10 protein-coding genes and 1 tRNA gene are annotated in these 12,545 nt (G+C 72.8%); 6 read left to right on the top strand and 5 right to left on the bottom strand.

Annotated features, from left to right (window positions below; genetic code table 11):
- The first annotated feature begins 49 nt into the window (after window positions 1-49).
- Window positions 50-1,387, top strand: a complete 1,338-nt coding sequence (locus tag BJP65_RS15680; protein ID WP_070409727.1) for a hypothetical protein — start codon at window positions 50-52, stop codon at window positions 1,385-1,387.
- Between the two features lie 12 nt (window positions 1,388-1,399).
- On the opposite strand, the gene BJP65_RS15675 is transcribed toward BJP65_RS15680, so the two are convergent.
- A complete protein-coding gene (locus tag BJP65_RS15675; protein ID WP_070409726.1) occupies window positions 1,400-2,653 on the bottom strand; it encodes a hypothetical protein in 1,254 nt (417 codons plus the stop codon).
- Window positions 2,654-2,695: 42 nt separating this feature from the next.
- Here BJP65_RS15675 and BJP65_RS15670 point away from each other — a divergent pair, with 42 nt between their 5' ends.
- Window positions 2,696-3,778, top strand: a complete 1,083-nt coding sequence (locus tag BJP65_RS15670; RefSeq protein WP_070409725.1) for a glycosyltransferase family 2 protein — start codon at window positions 2,696-2,698, stop codon at window positions 3,776-3,778.
- A 61-nt stretch (window positions 3,779-3,839) separates the two neighbouring features.
- On the opposite strand, the gene BJP65_RS15665 is transcribed toward BJP65_RS15670, so the two are convergent.
- The 3 genes from BJP65_RS15665 to BJP65_RS15655 form a co-directional block, all read right to left on the bottom strand.
- Window positions 3,840-5,297 (bottom strand): CDP-glycerol glycerophosphotransferase family protein, encoded by a 1,458-nt coding sequence (locus BJP65_RS15665; RefSeq protein WP_070410066.1) that lies wholly within the window; start codon window positions 5,295-5,297, stop codon window positions 3,840-3,842.
- Window positions 5,294-6,586, bottom strand: a complete 1,293-nt coding sequence (locus BJP65_RS15660) for a CDP-glycerol glycerophosphotransferase family protein (RefSeq protein WP_083285901.1) — start codon at window positions 6,584-6,586, stop codon at window positions 5,294-5,296. Before BJP65_RS15660 ends, BJP65_RS15665 begins: the two co-directional genes overlap by 4 nt.
- 100 nt (window positions 6,587-6,686) lie before the next feature.
- Complete coding sequence (locus BJP65_RS15655) at window positions 6,687-8,228, bottom strand: trypsin-like peptidase domain-containing protein (protein ID WP_070409724.1); 1,542 nt, start codon at window positions 8,226-8,228, stop codon at window positions 6,687-6,689.
- A gap of 277 nt (window positions 8,229-8,505) precedes the next feature.
- Between BJP65_RS15655 and BJP65_RS15650 the strand changes: the two genes are divergently transcribed.
- The gene (locus BJP65_RS15650; protein WP_070410065.1) at window positions 8,506-9,711 is read left to right on the top strand and encodes an aminotransferase class I/II-fold pyridoxal phosphate-dependent enzyme; all 1,206 of its coding nucleotides are present in this window, start codon (window positions 8,506-8,508) and stop codon (window positions 9,709-9,711) included.
- 43 nt (window positions 9,712-9,754) lie between these two features.
- On the opposite strand, the gene BJP65_RS15645 is transcribed toward BJP65_RS15650, so the two are convergent.
- Window positions 9,755-10,561 (bottom strand): carbon-nitrogen hydrolase family protein, encoded by an 807-nt coding sequence (locus BJP65_RS15645; RefSeq protein WP_070409723.1) that lies wholly within the window; start codon window positions 10,559-10,561, stop codon window positions 9,755-9,757.
- A 260-nt stretch (window positions 10,562-10,821) separates the two neighbouring features.
- On the opposite strand from BJP65_RS15645, the gene BJP65_RS15640 reads away from it, so the two are divergent.
- The 3 genes from BJP65_RS15640 (at window position 10,822) to BJP65_RS15630 (ending at window position 12,500) form a co-directional block, all read left to right on the top strand.
- Window positions 10,822-10,895 (top strand) — tRNA-Met (locus BJP65_RS15640).
- Window positions 10,896-11,042: 147 nt separating this feature from the next.
- Window positions 11,043-11,531, top strand: a complete 489-nt coding sequence (locus tag BJP65_RS15635) for a hypothetical protein (RefSeq protein ID WP_070409722.1) — start codon at window positions 11,043-11,045, stop codon at window positions 11,529-11,531.
- Between the two features lie 48 nt (window positions 11,532-11,579).
- A complete protein-coding gene (locus tag BJP65_RS15630) occupies window positions 11,580-12,500 on the top strand; it encodes an SMP-30/gluconolactonase/LRE family protein (protein WP_070409721.1) in 921 nt (306 codons plus the stop codon).
- The last annotated feature ends 45 nt before the right edge of the window (window positions 12,501-12,545 follow it).

The raw sequence follows: 12,545 nt of genomic DNA, 5'->3' as shown, positions 1-12,545 counted from the left end.
CCGGCGCAAGTCCCGCGCGTCGTTCGCCCCGGCGCGTTAGCCTCGCCGCATGGGCGACCTCCTCGATCTCCTCGCGGTCTGGATGCCGCGTCAGCGCTGGTACGGCACGAAAGGCCGCGATCCGCGGCTGACCATCGTGGCCGACTGGGCACTCGACGCGACCGACACGCGACTGCTTCTCGTGCGCGACGACGCTGCGGCGCCGGCGATCCTCTACCAGGTACCTGTCGTCGTGCGGGCCGAGGGTTCCGTGCTGCCGGGCAGCCTGATCGGCGCGGCCGACGAGGGGCAGGTGTGGGCGGATGCCACCACCGACCCCGCCTTCACCGACCTGCTGTACTCCTGGGTCACTCGCGGCGGAGCAGCGGGAACCCCCGACGACGGCCTCACCGCCTTCGCCCTCGCCTCGCCGGACGGTGAGGCGCCTGCGCCCCGCGCCACCGCCCGCGTGCTAAGCGGCGAACAGTCGAACACCTCGCTCATCTTCCGGCCCGACGATGCCGGCCTTCCCGTGATCTGCAAGCTCTTCCGGCAGGTGCATCCGGGCATCAACCCCGACGTGGAGCTGCAGTCGGCTCTCGCTGCCGCCGGTGCGGCGTTCGTGCCCGCCGCGATCGGCGAGGTGCGCGGATCATGGGTGACGCCCGAGGGCGTTCCCGTCAGCGGGTCGCTCGCCTTCGCGCAGGAGTTCTTCGACGGCGTCGAGGACGCCTGGCGCGTCGCCCTCGACGCCGCGGCGGCCGACGACGACTTCGCTGCGCGCGCCCACGCGCTCGGCGCGAGCGTCGCCGGCATGCACGTCTCCCTCGCGCGGGCGTTCCCCACGCGTGAGCCCGACGCCGAGGACCGCGCGGCCGTGGTCGGTGCGTGGGAGCGACGCCTGTCGATCGCCCTCGCCGAGGTCCCGGCGCTGGAGCCGTACGCCGACCGCATCCGTGCCGTGTACGCCGCGGCCGCCACCGCCCCCTGGCCGGCACTGCAGCGCGTGCACGGCGACCTGCACCTCGGTCAGGTGCTCGACACCCCTCGCAACGGCTGGGTGCTGCTGGACTTCGAGGGCGAGCCGCTGCGTCCCATCGCGGAACGGCTGCAGCCCGACGTCGCCGTGCGCGACGTCGCCGGCATGCTGCGTTCGTTCGACTACGTCTCGGGCGCCGTGGCCGACGACGACGGCGCCGCGGTGCGCGCGTGGGTCATCGCCGCCCAGCAGGCGTTCCTCGACGGCTACGCCGAGACCGCCGGCCCCCAGAGCACGGACGACGAGACGCTGCGTGCCGCGTTCGAACTCGACAAAGCCGTCTACGAGGCGATCTACGAGACGCGCAACCGCCCCGACTGGGTCGGCATCCCCCTCGCCGCGATCGGTCGGCTCGCTCCGCTGGAGTGACGGCTCGGAGCCTCAGTCCGAGGGCGGGGTGTCGTCGCGCGATTCTTCGCGCGCGTGCCAGGTGTCCCAGCGCGTCATGAGCTCGGCCACCGCCGCCTCGAACCGGACGGTGGCCGATCCCGGCGTGGTGTCGCCGAAGTAGTGCCGCACCCAGTGCGCGAGACGCTCACCCGACGCGGGGTCGTCGAGCACGCGCTCGGCGTGTCCGACGATGTCGCCGGATGCCGCGGCATCCAGCCATTCACACGCCGACAGGTAGCCGCCCTCGTCGACGACGGCCGCGGGGTCCACGGGCCGCGTGATGAGCAAGGGCTTGCCCACGGCGAGACGGTCGTAGACCATCGCCGAGATGTCGACCACCGCGAGGTCGGCCGTGGTGAGCTGCCAGCCCATCTCGGCGCCGGTGTCGTGCACGTGGCCCGCGCCGGGGTCGGCGCGGTTCGCGGCCTGAAGTGCCGCCGCGATGCGGGCGTTCGCCGCCCCGTACGCCGGATCGACGATTCCCGACCGCGGGTGCGGGCGGTAGATCACGCGATGACGTCCCGTCGCGAGCAGGGCCGCGACGAGCGACTCCCCGTGGGTGACGACCGAGCCGTACCGCGCCGAGGGCCGGTCGCCCTCCCACGTGGGGGCGTACAGCACCACGGTGCGCTCGTCGGGCGGGAACGGCGGCTCACCACCGTAGTGGTCGGCCTGCGGGCGCCCGATCGAGAACGTGCGGCGGTCGAGGTCGTAGTCCCACAGCTCCCGCGACAGCCGCTCGCGGGCCGCGTTTCCGGCGACGAAGGCGTAGTCGTACGCCGTCACCTGGTTCGTGGTCATGTACATCTTGTCGGACTCGCCGTGGTTGATGAACACGTGCCAGCGCCGCCCGTAGCGGAACATCTGGAAGTTGCGGGTGTTCTGGTTGACGTAGAACACCACGCGGATGTCCTGCTCGCTCAGCACCCGCTCGACGTCGGCGATCGTCGGCGCGTACGCGACCGGCAGAGCATCGTCGCGCAGGAGCGCGTCGGCGCCGCGGATCGCCCGGCTGATGACGACGACCGGCCAGCGTTCCGCCAGGTGCTGCAGGGGCGCGTACCACTGCCGCATCTGGTACATGTTCGCGGCGCCGTCGGCGAAGTACACCGCGACGCGGAACCGCCCCTCGGGCAGTGGACCGCGGGCGTCGAGCGCCGCGCGCAGGTCGCGGCGAGCGCGTCGGGTGGCGAGGGCTTTGCGGAGGAGGCCCACAGCGAGCCGGGTGTCGCGGGCGAGGGGCATCGTTCCAGGGTACCGGCCAGCCTCTCGTGACAGGATCGACGGATGCCCCTTTCGACCCCCGGCGAAAGAGACGCGCCCGTTCCTCCCGACGATGCCGGCGTGAGCTTCGTCATGCCCGTGCTCAACGAGCAGCGGTACCTGCGTCGCGCCGTCGCCTCCACCCTCGCGCAGGACGTCCCCGGACCCGTCGAGCTGGTCGTGGCCCTCGGACCCTCCACCGACGGGACCGACGCCCTCGCTCGAGAACTGGCGGATGCCGACGACCGCATCGTGCTGATCGAGAACCCCGCCGCCGACATCCCCGTGGGGCTGAATCGGGCCATCCGCGCCAGCCGGTACCCCACGATCGTCCGCGTCGACGCCCACTCCGAACTGGCCTCGGGCTACGCGCGGCGAGCGCTGCGGACCCTCGCGCGGGTGCAGGCCGCGAACGTCGGCGGAGTGATGCGCGCCGACGGGCGCTCCCCCTTCCAGCGCGCCGTCGCCCGGGCCTACAACTCCCGCGTCGGCCTGGGCGGGGGTGCGTACCACGGCGGCACCGAGGAGGGCCCCGCCGAGTCGGCGTACCTCGGCGTCATGCGGCGTGCGGTGCTCGACGAGGTCGGATTGTTCGATGAGAGCATCCGCCGCGGCGAGGACTGGGAGCTGAACCTGCGCATCCGGCGCGCCGGGTACCGCGTCTGGTTCGACCCGCGGCTCGAAGCGGTCTACTGGCCGCGCGAGAGCTGGACGCGACTCGTGCGCCAGTTCCGCGCCACGGGGGCATGGCGGGGCGAGCTCGTGCGCCGCTACGGGCGCGGCAACTCCCTGCGGTACTTCGCTCCCCCGGCGCTCGTGGGCGCGGCGGCGGTCTCGGCGGTGACGGCCGGCGTGCAGCTCGGCCGCCGTCGGCGGGGGCGCTCCTGGGTGCTGCATCTGCCGGTCGCCGGGTACGCCCTGCTCATCGCCCTCGTCGCTCTCGGTCGGGGCGGCGGCCGCGGGTGGCGCGACAAGGCGTGGACGGCCGCCGTGCTGCCGTCGATGCACGTCTCGTGGGGGCTCGGGTTCGTGTGGGCGCTCGTGCGCGGTGCGCGCGACACCGTCGACACGTCGCGCCTGGACGGCCGGAACACGCCTCTGCCCTAGCCCTGCCCCGTTCGTCGAGGCGTCCGGTCGCTCTCATGAGGCGCGGGCATCAGCGAGGGCATCAGGCGCGGTCGACGAAGCCCTGGTCGAGGATGCGCGCCACGACGCGTTCGGCGGCGCGCCCGTCGTCACGGGCGGTGAACTCGCGCTGCCAGCGCGCGTACCGCTCGGTGAAGACGTCGGGGTCGACCTCGGCCAGGGCTCGCTCCAACTCGTGCTGCGTGCGCACGACGGGCCCGGGTGCGGCGTCGAGAAGGTCGAAGTAGAACCCGCGCAGCTCGCCCCGGTAGTGCTCGAGGTCGGGCACGAGGAAGTACAGGGGTTTGCCCGTGACGCTGAAGTCGAACATCACCGAGGAGTAGTCGGTGATCAGTGCGTCGGCGACGGCGAGCAGGCGGCTGGTGTCGGGGTACCCGGTGACGTCGATGACCCGCGCACCGTCGGCGTCTCGGCCCGGGTGCAGGGTGCGCGTGTGGCCGCGCACGAGCACCACGGCGTCGGCGGCGCGGGCGAGGGCCGCCGGGTCGACGAAGTCGACCATGGCCTCGCGGTCGTCGCGCCAGGTGGGGGCGTACAGCAGCACCCGTTCGTCGGGGCCGATGCCGAGGCGTCGACGCGTGAGAGCGCCGTCGTCGGTGCGCAGGGCGTCGTTGCGCGGGTAGCCCTCGATCCACACCGGTCGGCGCAGGAACGCGTAGGCGCGGGTGAGCACGCGCGCCGCGTACGGGCTCTGCGCGAGCAGCACGTTCCACCGGCGGCTCTCGCGCAGCACCGCGAGCGCACGACGCGGGTCGAACCCGGGCCGGTGCAGCGCGAGGCGCTTGAGGGGCGTGCCGTGCCAGGTCTGCAGCACGACCTGCCCGCGGCGGCGCACGAACCGGCGCCGCAGCCAGTCGTTGACCACGAGCAGGCGCGACACCCCTCGGGCACGCCACCACTCGGGGCTCCCCTCGACGACGGCGACGGCTCCGGCGGGCACGTCGACGGAGTGGTCGACGACGCTCCAGTAACGGGTCACCCCCGGTGCCACGCGGGCGAGCTCGCGGTCGATCGCGAGCGGGTTGCAGCCGGCGGTGCGGCCGTAGAAGCTCTCGAAGAACACGGCGTTCTCGAGCGGGTCGCGCTCGCGCGCGTATCGGCGCTCGAGAGCGGCCTGGCCCGCGGGCGTGCGGTCGGCGGGGTCACCGGGAGGGCCGATGACGACCGTGCCGTCCGACAACGCCGCGCGGAGCCCCGGAAGGGCGACCTCCGGCAGGGTCGTCGCCGGAGGCGCGGCATCCGGAGCCCCGTCCGCGTCGATGCGCACGCGGTACCGGCCCGACGGCAGGGGCAGCGCCGATCCACCCCACCGCGCGGCCCGCAGGGGGATGACCGCGCGCCAGGTGCGCCCCCGTCCGTGCAGGCGCCCGGTCGATCGGGCCCGCGCCCCGACCAGATCGACGGATGCCGGACGGGCACCCGTTCCGCTGAGCTCCAGCGCGGGAGTGCCGTCGTCGTCGAAGAACCGTGCCTCGGTCATCGCGTCGCCTTTCTCGTCGTCCACCGGCGCGCGCCGCGCAGCACGCCGGTACCGGGTGTCGTGCCGCGGGCATCGAGGCGGTTGCGGATCAGGCGGTGCACGCGCTCGGCGTTCCGTCCGTCCCGGTGCGCATGCACGGTGGCGCTGCGTGCGACGGAGGCGGCCAGCGCCTCGGTCGGGTCATTCACGACGGCCTCGATGGCGGTGACCGCCGCGCTCCACGTGCGGGCGGGAACGTCGCCGGCGACGTCGGCATAGCGCCCGTACAGGCCGCGGCGGGCCGTATACGCCTCGAGGTCGGGGGCGAAGAAGACCACCGGCAGGGGCACGAGGGCGGCGTCGAACGCGAGCGAGGAGTAATCGGTCACCAGCACGTCGAGACCGGGGAGCAGGGGCGTGACGTCGGCGACGAGGTCGCTGCCGAGCGGACGCACCCGATCGGTGGGCCAGGGAGGTCGGTACTCCCCCGCGCCGAGGGGATGCGAGCGCACGAGCAGCATGCCGTCGTGGCGGTCGAGCACGGCGCGGATGGCCGCCCACTCGTCGGCCGTGGGAATCGCCGGATCGGGGTCGCCGTCTCGCCAGGTCGGGGCGTACAGCACGACGGGACGTTCGCCGAGCTGCGTGCCCGTGAGCGTGTGCAGCGCCGCGCGGGCACGGGCACGGCGCTCCGCCGCCTCGCCGGAAGACAGCACGTCGACGCGGGGCTCCCCCGTCACGGGAACCTGGGCGTCGGTCAGCGCGAACGCCGTCTCGAGGCGGCCCCGCACGAGATGCGAAGCGGCCGGCACCAGGCCGATGCGACGAGTGGTGCGCCGGTACAGCAGCCGCAGCACCGGACTCAGCACGCTCGGCAGCACGGGAGCGCGCGTGGTCTCGGCCGAGTCGAGGCCGATGCGCTTCAGCGGAATGCCGTGCCAGAGCTGCACGACGAACGCCCCGCCGACGGCGTAGCGCTGCACGTCGCCGAAGCCGTGCGTCACCACGATCACCCGGGCGCGCGCGGTGCGCCACAGACCGCGTGCGGAGTCGCGCCTGACCCACCGGATGCCGAGATCCCGAGCCGTCCGCGCCTGCCCGTCGTCGGCGACGAGCCACGTCGTCTTCTCACCGTGGTCGGCGGCGACCCGGTGCAGGGTCAGAGCACCGTCGGCGACGCCGACCGCACTGCCGAAGACCCATTCGTCGTGGGACCGGGGCACGAGCAACGTCAGGAGCCGACCCGCGAGATACAGCGGAAGACGGCGGAGTTTCTGCGCGTTCCCCGCACCGAACGAGAAAGACGCCACCCCGCGAGCTTATCGCGGGGTGGCGTCCGTCACCTGGAGAGGAGGACCCGCGCCGGTCGTCCGGCGGCGGGCGACGGGCCGGCGACGGCCCGATCCGAGGTCAGTTCTGCATCGTGCCGAGGGTGACCTCGACGGTCTTCTCCTGACCGTTGCGGTTGTACGTCACCTCGGCCTGGGCGCCCGCGGCGAGCGCGCGCACCTGGGCGGTGAGGTCGATCGAGTTGGTGACGGGCACGCCGTCGAACGCCGTGATGACGTCGCCCTTCGTGAGGCCCGCGGCCTGGGCCGCGCCGCCGCTGGTGGCCTCGGCCACGTACGCGCCGGTCGTGGTCGCTCCCTGGATCGACGCGGCATCCTGGACCGAGGCGCCCAAGAGGCCGTGGGTGGCGGAGCCGTTGTCGATGATCTCCTGCGAGATGCGCTTGGCGATGTCGGAGGGGATCGAGAAGCCGACGCCGATGTTGCCCGACTGCGCACCCGACGACGAGCCGCCCGCGCTGGCGATGGCGACGTTGATGCCGATCAGCTTGCCCTCGTTGTCGACGAGTGCCCCGCCGGAGTTGCCCGGGTTGATGGCGGCGTCGGTCTGGATGACGGCGATCTTGATGGTCTGGGTCGCCTGCTGCGACTGCTGGCCCTGGCCGAAGTCGAAGCGGAACGGGCTCTCGCCTCCGGGCTCGGTGCCCTGGTCCTGCTCGGATCCGTCCTTCGGCGCGGCGGACGACGCGACCTGGATCGACCGGTTCAGCGCGCTGACGATTCCGGTGGTGACCGTGTTGGGCAGGCCCAGCGGGGCGCCGATGGCGGTGGTGGCGTCGCCGACGTTGAGCTTCGACGAGTCGGCCCACTCGATGGGCGTGAGGTTCGTCGCGTTCTCGAGCTTGATGACGGCCAGGTCGTACGTGGGGTCGGTGCCGACCACCGTGGCGGCGTACACGTGACCGTCGGAGGTGGTGACCGAGATCTTGGCGTCGCCGGTGGCCCCGTCGAGGGTGACGACGTGCGTGTTGGTGAGCACGTAGCCGTCGTCGCTCAGGATGACGCCCGAGCCGGTGCCGCCCGACGAGGTGCCGGTGGCGCTGATGGTGACGACGCTGGGGACGACCTTGGATGCCACGGCCGCGGTCTCGTTGACGTCGTCGGTGTCGTTCACGGTCACGGCCGTGGGGCCGGCGACGGTGGAGCTGTCGGATCCGCCCCACATGCTGAGGCCCGCGTAGGTGCCCCCGAGACCGGCGGCGCCGCCGACGAGGGCGGCGGCCACCACGAGGGCGGCGATGCGCGGGACCGAGCTCTTCTTGCGCGGCGTGGCGTGCGCGGCGTTCTCGGGCAGCACGAGGGTGGGGTGCGCGCCCGACGCGGCGGGGCCGAAGGCCTGGCCGGTGGGCGAGGTGGCGCCCGAGGGGGCCGAGGCGTAGCCGTGGGTCGGCTGCGGCGCGGTCGGCTGCGGCGCGGCGCTGCCCGCGACGGGCGGCGGCCAGGCGGCGGCGGCCGCGGCGGGCGAGCGCGTCGGCTTCGGCGGTACGTTCGACGCATCGGCGCGGGGGGCCTCGGGCTGCGAGGGCGTGGGCGCGGCGGCGTCGCCCGCGGGGGTGGTGCTGTCGTCGTGACCGTCAGGACGGTTGTTCGTGGTGTCGCTCATGGGGTGCTCCTTCTTCCAGGCGCTTCTACGATGACCGCGCATCCTGTGGTCTACCTATGACGCGCGTGAGCCCTCTCTATGGGTGTAACAGCAGTCGCCCGCGGGGCATCCCCCGGTTGCGCACGAGGGCGTGACATGCCGCCCCCCTCTCGCACCGCCCGACATCGGCGGCGCGGATGCCGTGGCTCTCGGCATCCGGGTGTCCTCGGTCGCCGGCCCCGACCGGGGCTCCGCTACGGTGAAAGCCACCCGCCCCGTTCCTTCGGAGAGCCCCACCATGCAGCAGATCCCCGGCGCCTGGCAGCGCACCGCCCGCGGAGCGGGCCTCCTCTCGCCGGACGGCGGCGCCGTCCCCACGATCTTCGCCGAGATGAGCGCGCTCGCCGCCTCCACCGGTGCGCTCAACCTCGGACAGGGCTTCCCCGACGAAGACGGGCCCGAGCCCGTGCTCGAGGCGGCTCGCCGCGCCATCGCCGACGGGGTGAACCAGTACGCCCCCGGGCGGGGGTTCCCCGACCTGCTGGCCGCGGTGGCGGAGCACCAGCGGCGCTTCTACGGCATCGAGCTGGATCCGACGCGCGAGGTGCTCGTCACCGTCGGGGCCACCGAGGCGCTCGCCGCCACCCTGCTGGCTCTCGTCGACGGCCCCGACGACGAGGTCGTCGTGTTCGAGCCCTACTACGACTCGTATGCGGCGTGCGTCGCCCTCTCGGGTGCACGCCTCGTGCCGGTGCCGCTGCGCTGGCCCGACTTCCAGCCCGACCTCGAGCAGTTGGCGTCCGCCGTCACCGACCGTACGCGCGTGATCCTCGTCAACGATCCGCACAACCCCACCGGCACGGTCTTCTCACGCGAGGTGCTCGACGAGATCGTGCGTCTCGCGCACCTGCACGACGCGATCATCGTCACCGACGAGGTGTACGAGCACCTCGTGTTCGGCGCACCCCACGTTCCGCTGTCGACCCTTCCCGGCGCCGCTGAGCGCACGCTGTCGATCTCGTCGGCCGGCAAGACGTTCTCGCTGACGGGGTGGAAGACGGGTTGGGTCACCGGTCCCGCCGCCCTCGTGTCGGCCGTGCTCGCGGTGAAGCAGTTCCTCACCTACGTCGGGGCGTCGCCCTTCCAGCCCGCGATCGCGGTGGGCCTGCGCCTGCCCGACGCGTTCTTCGCCTCGGTGGCGGCGGAGATGGCCGCCAAGGCCGCCCTGCTCGGCACGGGCCTGCGCGCCGCGGGGTTCGACGTGTCGACGCCGGGGGGTTCGTACTTCACGGTGGTGGATGCCGCCCCGCTCGGCGCCGTCGACGCCGACGCGTTCTGCCGTGAGCTCCCCGCTCGCGCGGGCGTCGTCGGCATCCCCCTCACCGCCTTCGTGTCGCCGCCGCATCGCGGGCAGTACGCCACCCTCGTGCGCTTCGCCGCCTGCAAGCGCGTCGAGGTCCTCACCGACGCGGCCGAGAGGCTCGCGGGGATGTCGCGCGGCTGACCGGTCGGGCGGTCGCCCGGGCACAGCACGCCGGCGACGACCGTCAGCGCGGCGTCACGCGGAATCGTCGGAGCGCGAGGGCCGGATTCACCCGGCGCACCCGGGCGATGGCATCCGGGTCGATGTGCGCGACGGCGACGTCGGTCGCCGTGCCCACCTGCGCGAGAGCGACGCCCTGGGGGTCGACGATCATCGAGTGCCCCACGCCGAGGGGCGGCGGGTGATCGGCCGCCGCGACGAAGAACGTGTTCTCGATGGCCCGTGCCTGCACGAGGGTGCGCCAGTGGTGCTCCTTGAGCGGCCCCCGCACCCATTCGGCGGGGACGAGTGCCACCTCGACGCCGGCGTCGGCGAGCGTGCGCGCCACCTCGGGGAAGCGCAGGTCGTAGCAGGTCATCAGACCGAATCGCAGGCCGTGCGCGTCGAAGGTCTGCGGCGGCGAGATCTCACCCGGCTCGACCCAGTCCGACTCGCGCTGGCCGAAGGCGTCGTAGAGGTGCAGTTTGCGGTACACCGCGCGGATGCCGTCTGCCCCGACCGCCACGACGGTGTTGCGCACCCGTCGGCCGTCGTCGGCCCGCTCGAGCAGCCCCGCGACGACGATCACGTCGAGCTCGGCGGCCAGGGTGGTCAGCGCCGAGACGAAGGGGCCGTCGAGGTCCTCGGCGTTCTGCGCGAGCGAGTCGTCGAAGGGGTCGACGAAGTAGCTCGAGTACTCGGGGAACACCACCACGCGCGCACCTCGCGACACGGCGGTGCGGGTGGTGGCGTCGATGTCGGCCAGGTTGCCCTCGCGGGAAGCGGCCGGCGCGAACTGCGCGACGGCGACGCCGACGGTGTCGTGGCTCATCGCGGGTTCTCCTCTCGCCGGCGCCCGGTGAACGCCGGCGCCACGACCCACAGTACGAGGATCACCAGGGCGCGCACGACCCCGTCAGCACGACGGCAACAGGCTTCACGACGACGTCGACCACGACCACGACGGTCGGCGTCCGCAATACCCGAATTCCTCGAAGACACCGCTCACCAGGACATTATTTTGCAACACGCCCGGGCCACCCCTGCGGATTTGTGCTCCGGTTCATCTCGGCGTAATGTTTTCTCTTGTGCCGCGGGGTGGAGCAGCTCGGTAGCTCGCTGGGCTCATAACCCAGAGGTCGTAGGTTCAAATCCTGCCCCCGCAACAAGAAGAAGGCCCCGGATCGTCAGATCCGGGGCCTTCTGCCTTTCCCGGCGACGCTTCCCGCCCGGCGCCATTCGCACACCGCGACATCCGCGCGCGCGCCGTCAACCCGGCCCTTCCCTCGCGGCCTCGTTGCTTGACTCGGGGCATGCGCACCACGACCACCACTCCGCTCGACAATGACGGACGCGATGAGAACAACCCGCCGGCGCTCCCCTTCGTGCACATGTGGACGGGGCTCGACGGCCGGAGCCGCCTCGACGAGTCGATGCTGCGCGGCTTCGGACTGCAGAGCGTCGGGGGCGGCGCCGACCCCCAGTGGATGCGCCCCTTCCCCGGCGAGGTGTCGGCGGTGCTCTTCGCGGCCCTCCCGGTCGGATGGGTCGGTCAGTGGCATCCCTCTCCCCACCCGCAGTGGGTGATCCCGCTCCGCGGTCGGTGGTTCCTCGAGACGCAGGACGGCTCCCGCGTCGAGATGGGACCCGGCGACCTGCACTTCGGGCAGGACACCGAGACCACCGAGGTCGACGGCAGCACCGGACACCTCTCGGGCACGGTCGGCGACGAGCCGTGCCTGCAGGTGCTCATCCAGTTCGCCGCCTCGCCCGGCGCTCCCACGCCGAACCCGTTCGGCTGAGCCGTCAACCCGGTCTCGCCGCATCGGGGCACGCGGTTGACTGAGGGCATGCTCCGCTTCTCCCTCGACGGCCAGGTCCTGCAGAACCCGCGGGAGCCGCAGCCCGTCGACATCGCTCCCCCGCGGGTGTGGGACGACCGCCTCGCGTGGGTGTTGCCCGCGTCGTCGCGCCTGCTCTCGCTGTACTCCGACGCGACGTGGGCCGAGGGCCCGGTGTGGTGGCCCGCCGAGCAGTCGCTCGTCTTCAGCGACGTGATCGGTCGCCGCACGCTCGCGTGGCGCGAAGACGGCGCCATCGTGACCGTGCGCGATCGCTCGGAATTCGCCAACGGCAATGCCCTGGACGCCCAGGGGCGCCTCGTACAGGCCGAGCACGGCCGTCGCGCGATCAGCCGCACCGACGCCGAGGGCACGACGGTTCTGGCCGACGCGTTCGAGGGCAGGCCGCTGAACAGCCCGAACGATCTCGTCGTGGCCTCCGACGGGGCGATCTGGTTCACCGATCCCACCTACGGCATCTCCGACCCCCGCGAGGGGTACCCCGCGGAGCCGGCGATCGACCACCAGAGCGTGTACCGCTGGCGAGAGGGCGAGGTCCTGCAGCGCATGATCGACCTCGACCAGCCCAACGGCCTCGCCTTCAGCCGCGACGAACGCACCCTCTACGTCGCCGAGTCACGCGCCGACGGCATCCCCCGCGTCGTCGCATGCAGCTGGGACGGCGAGACGCTCGGCGCCCCGCGCACCTTCGCGACGGTGGATGCCGGCATCCCCGACGGTTTCGTCGTCGACAGCCGAGACTGGCTCTGGATCTCGAGCGAGGCGGGCGTCGTCATCGTCGACGACACCGGTCGGCGCCTCGGCGTCATCCCCACTCCTCACGTGGTGAGCAACTGCACCTTCGACGCCGACGAGAAGCGCCTGTTCATCACGGGCGACAGCGACCTGTGGATGGTGGAGCTCGCGTGAGCGACGTCGAGATGACCCGCATCCCCGCGGGCACCGTTCTGCGGG

It is taken from the genome of Microbacterium sp. BH-3-3-3 (assembly GCF_001792815.1).
GTDB lineage: Bacteria > Actinomycetota > Actinomycetes > Actinomycetales > Microbacteriaceae > Microbacterium.
Note: the sequence above shows the minus strand (reverse complement) of the source record. Positions and strands in the feature narration are given on the sequence as shown.